This is a genomic window from Janthinobacterium sp. GW823-FHT06H09, from assembly GCF_058794735.1.
On the sequence record NZ_JBXAHC010000001.1, the window covers coordinates 506,036 to 522,533 of the forward strand.

The 16,498-nt window shown below is 65.9% G+C and carries 17 protein-coding genes; 5 read left to right on the top strand and 12 right to left on the bottom strand.

The window, feature by feature from the left end:
* The first annotated feature begins 7 nt into the window (after positions 1 to 7).
* The 3 genes from hemP (at position 8) to AC1Q6X_RS02410 (ending at position 1,895) form a co-directional block, all read left to right on the top strand.
* Entirely contained in the window at positions 8 to 205 is a 198-nt protein-coding gene (gene hemP, locus AC1Q6X_RS02400) for a hemin uptake protein HemP (protein WP_034750559.1), read from the top strand.
* 85 nt (positions 206 to 290) lie between these two features.
* Positions 291 to 617, top strand: a complete 327-nt coding sequence (locus tag AC1Q6X_RS02405) for a hypothetical protein (RefSeq protein ID WP_070312866.1) — start codon at positions 291 to 293, stop codon at positions 615 to 617.
* A 48-nt stretch (positions 618 to 665) separates the two neighbouring features.
* Positions 666 to 1,895, top strand: a complete 1,230-nt coding sequence (locus AC1Q6X_RS02410) for a DUF2325 domain-containing protein (protein WP_492494829.1) — start codon at positions 666 to 668, stop codon at positions 1,893 to 1,895.
* 15 nt (positions 1,896 to 1,910) lie between these two features.
* Here AC1Q6X_RS02410 and AC1Q6X_RS02415 read toward each other — a convergent pair whose 3' ends face one another.
* From AC1Q6X_RS02415 to AC1Q6X_RS02435, 5 genes are read right to left on the bottom strand one after another with little or no spacing between them, the layout of a single operon-like run.
* Complete coding sequence (locus tag AC1Q6X_RS02415; RefSeq protein WP_492494831.1) at positions 1,911 to 3,275, bottom strand: sulfite reductase subunit alpha; 1,365 nt, start codon at positions 3,273 to 3,275, stop codon at positions 1,911 to 1,913.
* A gap of 12 nt (positions 3,276 to 3,287) precedes the next feature.
* On the bottom strand, positions 3,288 to 4,316 hold the full coding sequence (locus AC1Q6X_RS02420; RefSeq protein ID WP_492494833.1) for an FAD:protein FMN transferase: 1,029 nt from the start codon (positions 4,314 to 4,316) through the stop codon (positions 3,288 to 3,290).
* A gap of 26 nt (positions 4,317 to 4,342) precedes the next feature.
* Complete coding sequence (locus AC1Q6X_RS02425) at positions 4,343 to 5,167, bottom strand: DUF4198 domain-containing protein (RefSeq protein ID WP_492494835.1); 825 nt, start codon at positions 5,165 to 5,167, stop codon at positions 4,343 to 4,345.
* A 12-nt stretch (positions 5,168 to 5,179) separates the two neighbouring features.
* Positions 5,180 to 5,695, bottom strand: coding sequence for a DUF2271 domain-containing protein (locus tag AC1Q6X_RS02430; RefSeq protein WP_290603349.1), 516 nt, complete (start codon positions 5,693 to 5,695; stop codon positions 5,180 to 5,182).
* A 32-nt stretch (positions 5,696 to 5,727) separates the two neighbouring features.
* Complete coding sequence (locus AC1Q6X_RS02435; RefSeq protein WP_492494837.1) at positions 5,728 to 6,381, bottom strand: PepSY-associated TM helix domain-containing protein; 654 nt, start codon at positions 6,379 to 6,381, stop codon at positions 5,728 to 5,730.
* A gap of 262 nt (positions 6,382 to 6,643) precedes the next feature.
* On the opposite strand from AC1Q6X_RS02435, the gene AC1Q6X_RS02440 reads away from it, so the two are divergent.
* Positions 6,644 to 7,141, top strand: coding sequence for a pyridoxamine 5'-phosphate oxidase family protein (locus AC1Q6X_RS02440; protein WP_070221099.1), 498 nt, complete (start codon positions 6,644 to 6,646; stop codon positions 7,139 to 7,141).
* A gap of 84 nt (positions 7,142 to 7,225) precedes the next feature.
* A complete protein-coding gene (locus AC1Q6X_RS02445) occupies positions 7,226 to 7,834 on the top strand; it encodes a DUF2239 family protein (RefSeq protein WP_492494839.1) in 609 nt (202 codons plus the stop codon).
* A 9-nt stretch (positions 7,835 to 7,843) separates the two neighbouring features.
* Here the strand turns inward: AC1Q6X_RS02445 and AC1Q6X_RS02450 are convergent, their stop codons facing one another.
* From AC1Q6X_RS02450 to AC1Q6X_RS02480, 7 genes are all read right to left on the bottom strand, one after another.
* Complete coding sequence (locus AC1Q6X_RS02450) at positions 7,844 to 8,110, bottom strand: hypothetical protein (RefSeq protein WP_070300427.1); 267 nt, start codon at positions 8,108 to 8,110, stop codon at positions 7,844 to 7,846.
* 194 nt (positions 8,111 to 8,304) lie between these two features.
* Complete coding sequence (locus AC1Q6X_RS02455) at positions 8,305 to 8,679, bottom strand: KGG domain-containing protein (protein ID WP_492494842.1); 375 nt, start codon at positions 8,677 to 8,679, stop codon at positions 8,305 to 8,307.
* Positions 8,680 to 8,872: 193 nt separating this feature from the next.
* Complete coding sequence (gene pdeM / locus AC1Q6X_RS02460) at positions 8,873 to 9,562, bottom strand: ligase-associated DNA damage response endonuclease PdeM (protein ID WP_492494844.1); 690 nt, start codon at positions 9,560 to 9,562, stop codon at positions 8,873 to 8,875.
* On the bottom strand, positions 9,559 to 12,024 hold the full coding sequence (locus AC1Q6X_RS02465) for a ligase-associated DNA damage response DEXH box helicase (RefSeq protein WP_492494846.1): 2,466 nt from the start codon (positions 12,022 to 12,024) through the stop codon (positions 9,559 to 9,561). Before AC1Q6X_RS02465 ends, pdeM begins: the two co-directional genes overlap by 4 nt.
* 7 nt (positions 12,025 to 12,031) lie before the next feature.
* Positions 12,032 to 13,672, bottom strand: a complete 1,641-nt coding sequence (locus AC1Q6X_RS02470) for an ATP-dependent DNA ligase (RefSeq protein WP_492494848.1) — start codon at positions 13,670 to 13,672, stop codon at positions 12,032 to 12,034.
* Positions 13,665 to 14,705: a ligase-associated DNA damage response exonuclease gene (locus AC1Q6X_RS02475; RefSeq protein ID WP_492494850.1), complete on the bottom strand. Its 1,041-nt coding sequence runs from the start codon at positions 14,703 to 14,705 to the stop codon at positions 13,665 to 13,667. The genes AC1Q6X_RS02470 and AC1Q6X_RS02475 overlap by 8 nt, the downstream gene beginning before the upstream one ends.
* 87 nt (positions 14,706 to 14,792) lie before the next feature.
* A complete protein-coding gene (locus tag AC1Q6X_RS02480; protein WP_492494852.1) occupies positions 14,793 to 16,484 on the bottom strand; it encodes a RecQ family ATP-dependent DNA helicase in 1,692 nt (563 codons plus the stop codon).
* Between the last annotated feature and the right edge of the window lie 14 nt (positions 16,485 to 16,498).

The window sequence follows — 16,498 nt, forward strand, 5'->3', positions numbered from 1 at the left end:
GCCCAACATGCAAAGCTCAAAACCAGCCTTGATCCAGGATGCCGCTACCGCCCACGTCCGTCCTCCCGTCAGCATGGCCCAGCCAGCGCGCCGCATCACCAGCGAAGCGCTGCTGCAGCAGGGCCGCGAAGTGGAGATTGAGCACAGCGGCAAGATCTATCGCCTGCGCGTCACCCAATTGAACAAGCTGATCCTGACTGCCTGAAGCAGCACGGCAGCCAGTCACCACGCTCGCCAGCCAGTCGCGCCCCGTGCGCGCAGCCAGCCAAACCACCGCACAGGAGTGTTTGATGGCGAACGACCGACCTTCCCCGATGTTTCCTTCCCCGCAAGGCCAGCAGCCTGAATTGCTGCTGTCGGCCGTGCTGCACCTGATGTCGCACTACCATGCGGACAGTCCCTGCGAGAAACTGGCCGCAGTCATCGAACGCCATCTGCAAGCGCTGGCCGGCTCGCCCGGCCTCGGCCCCGTGCTGCAAGCGACTTGCCAGCAACTGTCGCAGCAATGGGCCACCCTGGTGGCGCTGCACCGGCCCGCGCCGCCGAAGACCACCTTGCTCGAGCGCCTGGCACGCATGCTGAGCGCCAGACGTCCTGCCTCGCCGCTGCCGCACTAATTTCTATTTCTCTTCCACCGCTGCCCCACCGCCCAACAGGATATCGCCATGTGTGACAAAGACCAGTCCCTGCCCGTCATCAGCAATTGCGCCCACGCCGACACGGAAACTGCCGCGCTCGCTTCGCGCCGCCGCCGGCTGTGGGAACTGTCGCATACCTGCCATTGCCCGCTGGTCGGCGTAGGCTTGCCCTTGGGCTACCTGCGCAAGCTGGTGGGCAAGATGACGGGCGGGCGCGTGCTGGCCGACGACTACGAAGTGCACGTGGGCGCCGTGACGGAATGCGGCGCGCGCAACCGCCTGTCCGAAGCGCTGCAAAAGGAACTCGAACGCCGCTACGCTCCCGTGATCCTGCGCTTTCGCGGCGCCAAGACCACGGAACAGGTAGCGCAACTGTGGCGCACGGCCGTCGCCAACGGCGACGTGTCGGGCGCCTTCTGGGCCGGCCTGACGCACCCGCGCTGCGACGCCGAGCTGGAAGAGCAGATGTGCCGCGACTTGCACATGATCCAGCACCAGGCCGGCGCCTGCGTGCGCGCCGACATGGGCAAATTTACGGCCTTGCAGGAAGAAAATGCGCGCCTGACGCAGGAACTGGCCAAGCTGCAGCAGCGCAGCCAGGCCGCACTGACGGAAAAAACGGGCGAACTGGAACGCCAGGAAGCCGTGCTGCTGCGCACGCGGGCCGAGTCCATCGGCAAGGATAGCGTGATCGACGGCTTGCGCGCGGAACTGGCGCAATTGCAGGCGGCCGTCCCGGCACTGGAATCGCGCACGCGCCTGGTCGAACGCCTGGCGCAAATGGATGAGCGCGAAAAGGAATTGCGCCAGCAAATCGCGGAATTGAAACAGGCCCAGCCGCGCCAAGCCGCCGCCGTGCCGCCACCGGCACCCAAGCTGGAAGTGCCGACCGGCGGCAAGCTGAAAATGCCGATCCGCCTCGTCGATCAAAGCGTCTTGTGCGTGGGCGGACGCAGCGGCAATGTCGCCACCTACCGCGCCCTGATCGAGCGGGTCGGCGCGCAGTTCGCCCACCACGACGGCGGCCTGGAAGACAATGCCAACCTGCTCGACTCGAGCCTGGCGGCCGCCGACCTGGTGATTTGCCAGACGGGCTGCATCAGCCACAGCGCCTACTGGCGCGTGAAGGATTATTGCAAGCGCACGGGCAAGCGCTGCGTCTTCATCGACAACCCCAGCATCTCCAGCCTGGCGCGCGGCTTGCAGGAAGTGAGCGGCGAGATGGACACGGCGCCGCTGGCTGCGGTCCAGCCATAAGCAATCGCTGCTGCATTAATACACGTCGCGCCGGTAGCGCCCTTCGGCCGCCAGCGCGTCGAGCGCGGGCCGGCCCAGTATCTCCTGCAGGGCCTGGTCTACACCGCCCGCCATGCCGGCCAGGCTGCCGCAGATATAGATGGCCGCGCCCTGCTCCAGCCACAGCTTGACTTCATCGGCATTGCCGCGCAGGCGGTCCTGCACGTAGGTGCGCTCCGTCTGGTCGCGCGAAAACGCCAGGTCCAGCCGAGGCAAGTCGCCGCTGGCATGCCAGCCTTCAATCTCTTCGCGATAATGAAAATCGTGGGCCAGGTTGCGCTCGCCAAAGATCAGCCAGTTGCGCCGCTGCCCTGCCAGCACGCGGCTCTTCAGGTGGCCGCGCAGACCGGCGATGCCGCTGCCGTTGCCGATCAAAATCAATGGCCGCTGAGCATTGTCTTCCAGCCGGAAGCGCTTATGCTGGCGCAAGCGCAGCTGCACCACGTCGCCGACCTTGGCCTGCGCCGTGAGCCAGCCCGAGGCCAGGCCCAGGCTGCCGTCGGGATGCGCATGCTGGCGCACCAGCAAGTGCACGCCGCCATCGCGCGGAATCGAAGCGATCGAATATTCGCGCGGCTGCGAGGGGTCGGCGGGCGCCGTCACCTGCACCAGGTCGCCCGACTGCCAGTCAGGCAGGCTACCGGCCACGGGCGCCAGTTCCACGTGATAGATGGCGCCGCCCGCGCTGCCCGGGTTGAGCAGCTGCCTGTGCGTCAGGCGCCAGTCGCCGAAGGCGGGGGCGCTCCAGTCGGGCGCGTCGCTGGTGCCGGCCAGGTGACTCAGATGCTGGAACCATTGCTCGATGCTGACGCTGGCGCTGCGGTCGACTTCGATGCGCTCGAACAGGCGCGAGGCGCCCTGCGCCGCCAGCCAGGCATCGAGCGCGCGGCCGAAACCGCAAAACTGGCCATAGCTGCGGTCGCCCAGGGCCAGCACGGCGTAATGCAATTGCGGCAGCGCCAGCCCGCCCGTCATCAGGCGGCCCATGAAGGCGGCCGCATTGTCGGGCGCATCGCCTTCGCCATAGGTGCTGACTAAAAACAGAGTCCGTTCGGCTTGTTGCAGATCAACGGCCGTGACTTCGGCCAGCGCGCACAGGCGCACGGGGATGCCGGCCAGTTGCAGGCTCTGCGCCGTTTGCGTGGCCAGTTCCTCGGCATTGCCCGTCTGGCTTGCATACGCCACCAGCCAGGCGGGACTGTTTGCCAGCGCCGCCTTGGCGGCGGCGGACGCGCGGCGCCTGGCGCGCGCGCGCAACCAGGGCGCCAGGCACACGCCCGCGTAGCTGAGGGACAGGGCCGCCAGCAAGGCCAGCCGCGTCGTATCGTGCGTAAAAATCATGGAATTAATCGTTCATTCGTCGAGCATGGCCAGCATGTGGCTGCTCAGCGTTTCGTGAAAGCCAGAGCCGTCGCGCTGCAGGAAGCGCGCGGCCAGGCCCTGCTCTTCGGCCAGCGCCATGCCGGCCTCGGCACCGAGCACGGTCAGGGCCGTCGACCAGGCATCGGCCGCCATGCATTGCTCATGCACGACGGTGACGGAAGCGAGTTGATTGGCGATCGGCATGCCGCTGCGCGGATCGATGGTGTGTGAGAAACGCGCCGTGCCATCGTCGAAGAAACGCCGGTAGTCGCCCGACGTGGCCACGGACAAGCCGTGCAGCGCCAGCAGCATTTCCGGCGGATCTAGATCCGCGTCGGCGCCGTCGACCTGTTCCAGCATCACCCACCACGGCTGGCCGTCGGGCTTGCTGCCGGCGCCGCGCAGCTCGCCGCCCACTTCGACCAGGTAATGGCCGATGCCCTGGCTGTCCAGGTAGCGGGCCAGGCGGTCCACGCCATACCCCTTGGCGATGGCCGATAAATCGAGCTGCAAGCCGCCCGGCTGACGCGCGCGGCGGGCCGGCAAGTCCAGTTCCAGGCGGCGGCGCTGGCGCTGCGACAGCAGCAGGGCCACCGTATCGTCTTTCGGCGGCAGGAAACCGGGCTCGTCGTAGCGATGGCGGGGGCCGAAGCCCCACAGGTTGACGAGGGCGCCCGCGCACGGATCATACGCGCCGCCGGACGCCTGCGACACGTGCACGGCAAAGCCCAGCACCTCGCAAAAGGCGGCGGGCAGGCTGTGCCAGCTGCCGGGTTCGGCCCGGTTGAAGCGGCCCAGGTCGGACTCATCGCTCCAGTGACTCATTTGCGCCACGACCAGGTCCAGCTGCTGCTGCAAGCCCTGCTGCAGGTCGGCGCTGCCGGCGCGTCCCGGCATGGCGGACTCGAGCAGGCGCACCGACCAGCTGGTGCCCATGGTCAAGCCACGCAAGTCCCGGATCGCGGCGCCGGGCGGCGCGGCCTGATCGGAAATATGCTGCGGCAGCAGGACCCGGCGCATCGGCGAGCTCGTGACGATGCCGCCGCTTACTGCGGCAGCACTTCCACGGTGGCCGCGTAGGTCATGCGGCGCTCCGGCATGGCTGGCGGCTGGCCGGCCACGGCCGGGGCGGCCGCTGGCCAGGTGCTGCTCAGGTAATACATGCCGGCGGCCGGCACGGTGAACGTGATCTCGCCCTTGGCATCGGTGCTCTGGCGGATTTCCCCGAGCACGCCACGGTAGCGCACGCCGCCCGGCACCAGGCTGAAGGCCTGGTTCGCGGCCGGCTTGCCGTCGATCAGGAAGCGCCACGTGGCTTTTTCGCCCGCGCGCAAGTCGTTCGGATGGGTCACCGGCACGAATTCCAGGCCCACGCCCGTCGGCTTGAACACTTCCGTGCTGGTTTCGCCATTGCTGAAGAAGGTTTCCAGGCGCGCTGCCGTGCGCGTGATTTTCAGCTCTTGCGCGTCGGCCGGCACGTCTTTCTTGAACGTCTCTTCGTTGCCGCGGAAACGCTTCAGCTCGCCATTGAGCTTGTAGCTGCCCATCACGTTTTGCGACACGATGGCCGCTTTATACGTGCCCGGCTTTTCCATCTTCACATCGAACACGCTGCGCAAGCGGCCCGTGAGCGTATTCGCCGGCGCCACTTTCGCGCCATCGGGGCCGGTCACTTGCAGCGCATCCAGGCGCAGCGGCTGGTGGTCGATCTCGAACAGGCCGTCGGAGACGGCAGCGTCCACCGTCACCCAGGCGTCCTTGCTTTCCACCATCGTGCTAGATGGCACCATCCAGCCCCGGTGGGCGTGGGCATTCATGGCCAGGCCGGCCAGCGCCAGGGCGATCAGCGGTTTATTCAGTTGCTTCAACATGGTAGAGGCGCCTTAAGGTTTGAGTTGGACGACGACATTGCCGAGTTCTTCCTTGCCCTTGCCAGGAACGGACTGGGCCGATTTCAGCGGCCACTGGAACGGCACGCGCACCAGTTCGCGTCCGCCCGCTTCGCGCGCCGCCTCCACCACCACCTGGTATTCGCCGGCCGGCAGCTTGTCGAGCAAGGCCTTGGCGCCAGGGAAAGTCAGGGTATGTTCGCCCGGCGCGCGCGTGGCGCCGCTGACGCCGTCCACTGGCATGGCCAGGTCGCGGCCGCTCTTGCGCCACCATTGACGCATGTCTTTCAGCCATTTTTCGCCCGCCTTGTCCTTCTTTTTCACGTCATACAGCACAGCCAGATTGCCAACGACCTTTTGATCGGCCGTTTCCAGCCACGCCGCCACATAGGGGCGGTGGTATTCCGCCACGTTCAGTTGCGGAATTTCAATCTTCAGGGACAAGTCGGCAGCCATCGCCGACGTACCGATCAGGGGAAGGCCAAGCGCCAGGGAGTAGCGTAATTTCATGGTGTGCCTGTAAAAAGGAAAAATAAAAACGATCAGTGGATAAACAGCAAGGCGATCGCGCAAGGTATCAGGATACCGAGGCCAACCATCGGCCACGTAAATGGCCGGTTGGCCGCGTGGAACTTCAAAATCAATAGCCCCGTCAGGCAAAACACGATGCAGGCGCCGGCAAAGATATCGATGAACCAGCTCCAGGCGACGCCCGTGTTGCGGCCCTTGTGCACGTCGTTGAGCCAGGACACCCAGCCCCGGTCCGTCAATTCATATTCGGCGGCCCCGTCTTCCAGGCCGATGCGCACCCAGGCGTCGCCGCCCGCCCTGGGCAACGGCAAATACACTTCGTCGATCGACCATTCGGCGGGACGCCCGCCCGCATTGAGCGACCACTGCTGCTTGAGCCAGGTTTCGGCGGCGGCCGGCATCGGGGCATTGGCGCCGTCATGCCGGGCGGCATAGGCGGCCAGTTCCGTGACGAGGGGCGCCGGCAACTGCGCCTTCTGGCGCGTGATCGACGGTTTCGACTCGATCTGACCGGCGTGGTTCAGGGTGATGCCGGTGATGGCGAACAAAAACATGCCCAGCAAACAAAGTGCCGAGCTGATCCAGTGCCATTGATGCAAGTTCTTCAGCCAGACGGCGCGGCTGGCGTTGTTCCTGGCCTTGTCGGCGGCGCCCGCACTATGCATGCTCCGCTCCCGGCAAGGGGCGGGCCAGCTGGCGCGACAAGTCAGTGTGCTTCATTCCCATCCTTCAATCAGAGTGCATGCCGATATTTCAAACAAATGATAATGATTATCATTTATTAAGTCAAGACATGGGGCGCCCCGCCGGGCCGGCGTTTTGTAACAGCTTTGAAACAAAGCACCGCTGCTACGTAAGCTGCCGTACAGAGCCGCATGCAGCAAGCGCCTATGCTTGTTGTTCAGGACAACCAACAAGGGAGCACCCATGCAATCGTATTCCAGCGAACAACTGGCCAGCATCGCGGCCAAGATCAAGGACGTCAAATTCGGCATGCTGACCACCAGCGACGACATGCGCACCCTCACCAGCCGGCCGCTGACGCAGCAGCAGGTCGATAACGAAGGGCAGATCTGGTTCTTTGTTTCCGACGAGGCCAGCTATACGCGCGACTTGCTGAACAATCCGCAAGTCAATGTCAGCTTTGTCGACACGGGCGACAGCCTGTATGTATCCGTCTGCGGCCACGCGCAGCTGCTGAAAGACCGCGCCAAGGCGGAGGAATTGTGGAATCCGCTCGTGAAAGCCTGGTTCCCGGGCGGGCTCGACGATCCGAAGCTGTCGCTGATCAAGGTGACGATCCAGTCGGCCGAGTATTGGGATAGCAGCGCCAGCAAGATGATGCAATTCTATGAAATGGCCAAGGCCGCCATCACGGGCGAGCCGCCGAAAGACATGGGCGAACACGGCCGGGTCGATCTGTAGCAGATTTGCCCTATTTTACCCGGGTAATATTGACTATCTATTTAACCCGGGTAAAATTGCCTGCATTCCCCATGGAGGCAAGACATGCATACCCCCGCACCACCTCAGCTCACCGCCTTCGCCGGCAAGCGAAAAGTCGCCGCCGGCCCTTTACATGCGCTTGCGCAAACACTAAAGGAACTGGTGACGCGCGATCCCGATGCGCAGGTCCTGATTTTCGACGATGCCAGCGGCAGCCAGGTCGACCTGAACCTGCACGGCAGCCTGGCCGACGTGCTGCAGCGCCTGCCTCGCGCGGCAACGCCGGCGCCGCAGGACGACGCTCCCGCCCCGGCGCGCACGGCAGGCCGCCCGAAGCTGGGCGTCGTGGCGCGCGAAATCACTTTGCTGCCCCGTCACTGGGAATGGCTGGCGACGCAGCCGGGCGGCGCTTCCGTCGCCTTGCGCAAACTGGTGGAACACGCGCAGCGCGGCAACAAGCTGCACGATGAGCAGCGCCAGGCACGCGAAGCGGCCTATAAAGTCATGAATGCGCTGGCCGGCGATGCGCCAGGCTTCGAGGAAGCAAGCCGCGCCCTGTTCGCCGGCAAGCAAGCAGCGTTTCTCGCATGCGTACAGGAATGGCCAGCGGACGTGCGCGAGCACGTCTTGCAGCTGGCCCGGCGCGCGTGGCTTGAGAGTGAAGAAAGTTAGGCGGCCAGATCAGACGCCCGTACTGCCCGTGGTGTCGGGCGCATCGTCGGCGCTCTGCCGGCTCTGCCCGGCGGAACCGGACTGGTGATGGGGCAGGCGGTCGGCGCGCCGCACTTCGCCGATGGAAAACAGATCGTCGCCGATATCGAGCCCTTGCTCGCTATCGACCAGCACAAAGTTCTCGGCAGAATCGGCCGTACTTTGCTTGTTGCCTGCCACGGACGGCGTGCCGCCCTGGCTATTGCCGGCTTGCGGCGTGGTGGAGTTGCCCATCATCTTCTCCCTGATCGTGAGTGCGATTTGACTGCGTTGACTGCGTGTCGGCCGTGGCCGGCGCAGCTATTTCATCATAGTCCATGCCTGCTGCGTTGCATCAAAATTTTGCGGCAGCCAAATAAGCGTGGCCCTGACCGGCAGCGTGCCTGCTTCCCGCTGGCCAGAGCCACTTGCAACTTGCTACTCAGCTGGCGCTACTTGTTGCGCGACCCGGAGCTGGAACCGGACCCGGAACCGCCGCTTTGCTTGTTGCCACTGTCACGGTTGCCCTCCTGGTTCATGCTGGTGTTATCGCGCGAACCGCTGGAGCTGGAGGCGCTTTGCCGGTTGGCATCGTTCTTGTGGCTTTGGCTGCCTGCGCGGCGGGCCTCTTCCGACGTGAATTCATGGGCCGTGCCTTTTTCATGCGCGGCACGTCCGCCTTCGCTGGCGATTTCGCGCTGCTGGGCGGGGTCCATGGAAGCGAAACCCCGCTTGCTGGTATCGCTTTGCTTGCTGCCGCCGCTGCCGCCGCTGCTACTGCTACTGGTTTTACTACCTTGCTGTTTATTGTCGCTCGATGTGGCCATGATGATCTCCTTGATCGATGGAATCGGAAACAGTGCAAACCATGCAATTCTTCCCCCTCGCATGGCAAGGGAACCGTCATCTTAGTGCGCACATGGGGCACAAGAAATAGGAGGATGGCAAGAGCGCATGTAGGATGAGTCCCGCCTACGGTGGCACAGTTACTTTCAGTTTTCCACCAAAAGTACCAAGCACTCAGCAGTTGGCGGGCAGCGGAAAAATCGCCGCGTCGGCCGTCACGTACACGCGCTCGCCAGCGCCTGGCAGCACCGCATGGCCGCCCGTGAAGGCGCCAAACGAGGGCAGGATGGCGCGCTGTTGGCCCAGCAGGAAACACGGCAGGCGCAAGCCGCCGCCGTGCGCTCCGCTCCCTTTGGCGCGCAAGTGAAACACGGGATGCACATGGCCCGCCAGCACGTAGCCGGGCGCGACGGTGTCAGGATGATGGCAGAACGACAGCTTGCCCACCTGGTGCGGCTCGTCCACCATGCGGATGCCCAGCGCGGCGGCCGGATCGCCCGCATGCGCGTCGTGGTTGCCGCGCACCACCGTCAGGCGCACGTCGCGATGACGCATGCGCCAGGCCAGCATGGCCGCCACGGTGGCGGCCGCATGGGCGGCGCGCGCGTGCAAAAAATCGCCGAGGAAGACGATTTCCTCGCAGGCGTAACTGGCCAGCAAGGCGTCGAGCGCCAGCAGGTTTTGCGTGGTGGTGCCACGCGGCACGGGCACGCCCAGCGCGCGAAACGCCGCCGCCTTGCCGAAATGGATGTCGGCAATAATCAGCATGCTGCGCGCCGGCCAGTACACGGCCTTGTCCGCCAGCAGCCAGACCAGCTCGCCGGCCAGCTCCACCGCGCAGTGCGCCCGCTCCTGTCCCTTCATGCGGCCGCCTTTTCCAGCGCCAGCACCAGCCGCGCCACCCGGTCCGACAGTTTTTCCGTCGTCAGCTGTTCGCGGAAGCGCTCGACCATCAGGCCGAAGGCAAATGGCGAGGCGCGCTCCAGCGCTTGCAGACTGAGGCTGCGTCCATGCAGTTCGCGCAAGGTGGCGCGCAGGCGCGTCAGTTCCAGTTCCTGCTCCAGCACTTCGCGCTGCGCCTGCGTGAGCAGCAAATTGGCCGCGTCGTGCTTGCGGAACACTTCAAAGAACAGCGAAGACGACGCCTGCAGCTGGCGCGCGCTTTTCGGCTGACCCGGATAGCCCTGGAACACGAGGCCGGCGATGCGGGCGATTTCACGGAAACGCCGCTGCGACAATTCCGTCGCGTTCAGGCTGGCCAGCACGTCTTCCAGCAAGTTGTCCGTGCTGAACAGGGGAAGATCGGCACCGCTGGCGGCCGTCAGCAGCGGCGCAAAATCGATATCGTCCGCGCCCAGCAATTCAAAGCCGTAATCGTTGACGGCGATCGACAAGGTGGCCGGCTGCACGCGCGCGATGCGATAGGCCAGCAGGGATGCCAGGCCCAGGTGCACGGAGCGGCCCGCGAACGGATACACGAACAGGTGATGGCCTTCGCGGCTGGACAAGGTTTCCAGCAGCAGGCTGGCGCGCGTGGGCAGGCTGGACCATTTCTGCTGGATGGCCAGCAAGGGCGCCAGCGCGCGCATTTCCGGCCCGCTGGCTTTCCCTTCCTGCGCCAGCTGCAGCTGGTCCAGCACGGCATGCGCCAGCTCCGACGACAGCGGCATCTTGCCGCCCTGCCAGCGCGGCACGGCACCGCGGCTGCCCGTGGCCCGCCGCACGTAGGCCGTCATCTCATGCACGCGCACGAATTCCAGGATGCGCCCGCCAAACAGAAAATGGTCGCCCTGCTTCAGGCGCGCGATGAACGATTCCTCGATGCTGCCGATGCGTCCCCCGCCGAGGAATTTGACCTGGATCGCCGCTTCCGAGACGATGGTGCCGATGCTCATGCGGTGGCGCCGCGCCAGCGCCACGTCCGGCACGCGGTAGACGCCTACATCGTCCGGCAGCACTCTGCGGTATTCCGGGTACACGGTCAGGCTTTGCCCGCCGCGCGCGACGAAGTCGAGCGCCCATTGCCACTCGTCCGGCGTCAGGTGGCGATACGACCAGGCCGCGCGCACTTCCGCGTACAGCGCCGGCGAGTCGAAACCGCCGCCCAGCGCGATCGTCACCAGGTGCTGCACCAGCACGTCGAGCGGCTTGTCCGGCACGGGCCGCGCTTCCAGGTGGCCCTGCGCCAGGGCAGCGCGGGCGGCGGCCGCTTCCAGCAATTCCAGGCTGTTGGTCGGCACCAGGGTGACGCGCGAAATGCGCCCCGGCGCGTGGCCGCTGCGCCCCGCCCGCTGCACCAGGCGCGCGATGCCTTTCGCGCTGCCCACCTGCAGCACCCGTTCGACGGGCAGGAAATCGACGCCCAGGTCCAGGCTGGACGTGCACACGACGGCTTTCAGCTCGCCCGTCTTCAGGTGCTGCTCGACCCACTCGCGCACTTCGCGGTCCAGCGAACCGTGGTGCAGGGCGATCAGGCCCGCCCAGTCGGGGCGCGCATCGAGCAAGTGCTGGTACCACAGCTCGGCCTGCGAACGCGTGTTGGTGAACACCAGGGTGGTGGCGCTGCCCTCGATCTCGGCGATCAGCGGCTGCAGCATCTGGATGCCCAGGTGGCCGCCCCAGGGAAAGCGCGTGGGATTGACGGGAATCAGACTGTCGACAAGGATGCGCTTTTTGACTTTACCTTCGACCAGCACGCCATCGCTTTGTTCTCCCAGCAAGACGTCCTGCGCCTGCCGCAGATTGCCCAGGGTAGCCGACAAGCCCCACGTCATCAAGGTTGCATTCCAGCGGCGCAAACGGGCCAGCGCCAGCTGCACCTGCACGCCGCGCTTGCTGCCCATCAATTCATGCCACTCGTCGACGATCACCGTTTCCAGCAGGCTGAAGCATTCCTGCGCGTCCGCCTGGCTCAGCATCAGGGACAGGCTTTCCGGCGTCGTGACGAGCACCTCAGGCCACGCTTTCGCCTGCCGCGCCCGCTGCGCGGCGCTCGTATCGCCCGTGCGCGCCTCGATGCGCCAGCCGGGCGCCAGCGTTTCGCCGGACGCCTGCAGCGCGCGCACAGTGTCGGCCGCCAGCGCCCGCATGGGCGTGATCCACAGCACGCGCAAGCCCTGCTTCCTGCCCTTGCGCGCCAGGCGCTCGGCGCGCAGCAAGGCGCCGAACCACACGGCATACGTCTTGCCGGACCCGGTACTCGCATGCAGCAGGCCGGACTGGCCCTGCGCGCCAGCGCGCCAGACGGCGCGCTGGAAAGGAAAGATCGTCCAGCCGCGCCCCGTGAACCACGCATCGATGCGCTGCGCCAGCGCGCTTTTACTCATCGCCTGCTCATGCGGCGCCCGCCAGCATGGCCTTCAGGGTGGCCAGGGTGTCGGCGTCGGCAACTGTCTTGTCTTCGCGGCGGCGCAGGATGCGGGGAAAGCGCACGGCGATGCCCGCCTTGTGGCGGCTGGACGCAGCGATGCCCTCGAAACCGATCTCGAACACCATCGTCGGCTGCACGCTGCGCACGGGGCCGAATTTTTCTATCGTCGTCTTGCGGATGGCCGCGTCGACTTGCGCGATCTCCGCATCGGTCAAGCCCGAATACGCCTTGGCGAACGGTACCAACTTGCGCTCGCCCTGCCCGCCCTCCTCCACGTCATCCCACACGGCAAACGTATAATCCGTGTACAGCGACGCGCGGCGGCCATGGCCCGCCTGGGCGTAGATCAGCACGGCGTCGATGGCATACGGATCGATCTTCCATTTCCACCATGTGCCCACGTCTTTCGTGCGGCCCACGCCATATGCGGCCGACACGGCCTTGAGCATCAGGCCTTCCACGCCGCGCGCGCGCGATTCCTCGCGGATGATGGCCAATGCCTCCCAGCTAGCCGCGTCAACACGCGGCGACAGGCGCAACGCGAGAGAGTGAACGCCGGCCACCACGCTTTCCAGCAGCGCGCGCCGTTCCAGCTGGGGCAGCTGGCGCACGTCCACGCCATCGAGCTCCAGCACATCGTAAGCCACCAGCACGGCGGGCAGCTCGGCCAGCAGCTTGGGCGAGACCGTCTTGCGGCCCATCCGTTGCTGCAAATCGGCAAATGGCGCCGGCACGTCGCCCGGCTGCCAGATGAGGATTTCGCCATCGAGCACGGTACCCTCGGGCAAGGCCAGCTGCGCCAGTTCCGGAAAGCGCTCCGTGATCAATTCCTCGCCGCGCGACCACAGCCAGTTCACACCCTCCCGGCGCAGCAGCTGGGCGCGCATGCCGTCGTATTTCCACTCGGCCAGCCAGCCGGAGAGCTCGCCCAAGGTTTCCGGCGCCGTCTGCAGGGGATGCGCGAGGAAAAACGGATACGGCTGGCCGCCGCGCAGCGCATGTTCGCCGTCCGACTGCGCGGCGATCAGCTTCAAGAATCCCGCGCCCGTGGGGTTGACCTTGCCATCGGTCCAGCCCATCAGGCGCTGGGCGATCAGCTTGCTGTCGACGGCGGCGATCGATGCCAGCGCGCGCGTCACCAGCAGTTTTGAGACGCCCACGCGAAAGCCGCCGCCGATCAGCTTGATCAACAGAAAACGTTCGCGCGTTTCCAGCTCGTCCCAGTACCCCAGCAGGGCGACGCGGATGGCGTCCGGCGCTGCGCCGCGCAACGGTGCGATGCGCTGCTCGACCCACTCGGCCAGGCCGACGTCGCTGCGTTTGGCGGGCGCGGGCAGGATCAGGGCGATGGTTTCGGCCAGGTCGCCCACGGCGTGATAGGCCTCGTCGAACAGCCAGGCATCGAGGCCCGCCCGTTCGGTCGCGTATTCGCGCAGCAATTTGGTGGGCACGGCCTGACGCGGCTTGCCGCCGGCCAGGAAATACACGGCCCAGGCCGCGTTCTCGGGCGAGGCGCCGCGAAAATAGGCTTGCAGCGCCGCCAGCTTGCGGCTGGTGGAGGTCGTCTCGTCGAGTTCCGCGTACAGCCGGGCAAAGTCACGCATGGCTGACGTCCTCCGCCGCCGCGGCCGCACCGGGCGCACCGTCATCGGCCTCGTCATCGCCGTATTCCGTCTCGAAGCCGCCCGCCTGCCAGCCGTTCTGCTGCAGCCAGCGCACCATGACGGGAATCGAGCCATGCGTGACGATGATGCGTTCGGCCTGCGTGGCCGTGATCGCTTGCATCAGGCCGGGCCAGTCGGCATGGTCGGACAGCACGAAACCCCGGTCCACGCCGCGCCGCCGGCGCGCGCCGCGCAGCAGCATCCAGCCGCTGGCAAACGCATCGCTGTAGTCGCCGAAGCGCTTTATCCACGGCGAGCCGGCGGCCGATGGGGGCGCGATCACCAGCGCCGTCTTCAGGGCGGCCTTGTCCGCCACCTCGCCCACCATCACGGTGGCGGGCAAGGCCACGCCCGATTCGCGGTAGACCTGCGTCAGGGCTTGCGCCGCGCCATGGCAGATGATGGGGCCGATGCTGGCATCGAGGCCCGCCAGGATGCGCTGCGCCTTGCCGAAGGCATAGCAGAACAGCACGCTGGTGCGCCCTTCGGCCGCATTCCTGCGCCACCACTGGTTGATGTCGTCGTAGATTTCCTGCGGCGCCTGCCAGCGGTAAATGGGCAGGCCGAAGGTCGATTCGGTGATAAAAGTGTCGCAGCGCACGGGTTCGAACGGCAGGCAGGTGGGGTCGGGCTGCAGCTTGTAATCGCCCGACGCCACCCACACTTCGCCGCCATATTCCATGCGCACCTGTGCCGAACCGAGCACGTGGCCAGCCGGATGCAGCGACACCTGCACGCCGTGGTGTTCGATGGTCTCGCCATACGCGAGCGCCTGGATGGACACGGGGCCCAGGCGCGCGCGCAGCACTTGCTCGCCTGGCGCGGCGCACAGGTAATGCCGGTGCCCGACCCGCGCATGGTCGGCGTGCGCATGCGTGATGATGGCGCGCTCGACGGGGCGCCACGGGTCGATGTAGAACTGACCCGGCACACAGTACAAACCTTCCTTGCGCACCACCACCATGTCTGCCATGCCCTGCTCCCTGCGTTATCACGCGTTGGAATGGGCTGATTCTAGCGCTCTTGCGCCAGATCATCTGTCAGACAGCGCACACTGGGTTCACGCCGGTGCGACAAACTCGGCCATGAAGGTGCGCGTGGTGTTTTCCGGAAAGGCAATCGTGACTTGGTCGCCCGCCACCGACAGCACGGTGCCGATCTGGTAGCGGGGCACGCGCACGCGGCTGCCGACGGCGATCTGCGGCGCTGGCGGCGGCGATGGCGCTTGGGACGGGACCGGGGGCAACTCGTCGAGGGAAATGGGCGCGGCCAGCGCGGGCGGCGACAGGCAATTGTCGCAGGTGCAGCAGCGCTCGAAATCGCCGGCATCGCCAAAATAATCGAGCAGCAGTTTCCAACGGCACAAGCCGCTTTGCGCATAGGCCACCATCTGCTCGAGCGCCTGTTTGTCGCGCTCCTGCTTGTCGACGTAGATCTGCGCCAGCTGCGCATACGAGGGCGAGCTGGCCGAGGGCGCTTTCAGGCTGTAGCCCAGTTTGCGGTCCTGGCGCAGCAGCTTGCCGTCTTTCAACAGTTTCAGGCATACCTTCAGGTGGCCGTCGGAAAAATCGGGCAGGCTGGACGCCAGCGCAGCGAAAGTAAACGTGGCCGGCAATTCTTGCGCTGCCGCCACGATGGCGGCCAGTTCCTCGGCCGTCGGGTAATGCTTGGCCAGAAAAAATTGCTGCACCCGCTTGTCTTCCTGGAAGTACAGCAAGGTGCAGTCGGCGGGCAAGCCGTCGCGCCCCGCGCGGCCCGATTCCTGATAGTACGCCTCCAGGTTGGCCGGCACCTGCAAGTGGATGACGAAGCGCGTGTCGGGCTTGTCGATGCCCATGCCAAAGGCGTTGGTGGCCACCATGATGCGGCGCTCGCCATTCATGAACAAGTCCTGGTGGTGCTTGCGCTCGCGCGCCGCCAGCTTGCCGTGGTAGCAGGTGACGCTCTCGCCCAACGCTTCCAGCCGCGCCGCCAGGTCTTCGACGGCCTTGACCGTGGCCGCGTACACGATGCCCACGCCCGGCGTCTCGCGCAGCAGGCGCAGGACTTCATCCTGTTTCTCGCCGGCATTCGTGACCTGGATCACGCGGTAGCGCAAATTGGCGCGGTAAATTCCCGTATTGATGACGTTCAGCTTGCGCGCTTCGAGTTGCGTATCGATATCGGCCATTACTTCCCCGGTGGCCGTGGCGGTCAACGCCAGCACGGCCGGGCGGCCCAGCGCGCGCAGGGCGGCCGCGATGTCCAGGTAGGCGGGACGGAAGTCGTGGCCCCACTGGGAAATGCAATGGGCTTCATCGATGACGACCAGGCTTGGCGGCGCGCCGGCCAGCAGGGACAGGAAGGCGGTATTGGTAAGACGTTCCGGCGTGCAAAAGATGATGAGTCTGCCGCCCTGGGCGATGCGGGCGATGGCGTCGTCTTCCTCGGCGCGCGACAGGCTGCTGTTGAGCTGCACGGCCGTGATGCCCAGTTCGTGCAGCTTTTCCAGCTGGTCCTTCATCAGAGAAATCAACGGGGACACCACCACGGTGGCACCCGGCAACAGAGCGGCGGGCAGCTGGTAGCACAGCGACTTGCCGCTGCCCGTGGGCATGATGGCCAGGGTGTCGCGTCCGGCCAGCACGCTGTCGATGACGTCCTGCTGGCCGGCGCGCAGCCGCGCCACGCCAAATACGGAGCGCAGCAGACGCTGGATCTTGCGCTGGCGGGCGCTGCCCGCTTCGTTCACTGCAGAAATGGTAGTCGCCATCGTGGTCCGGTCCC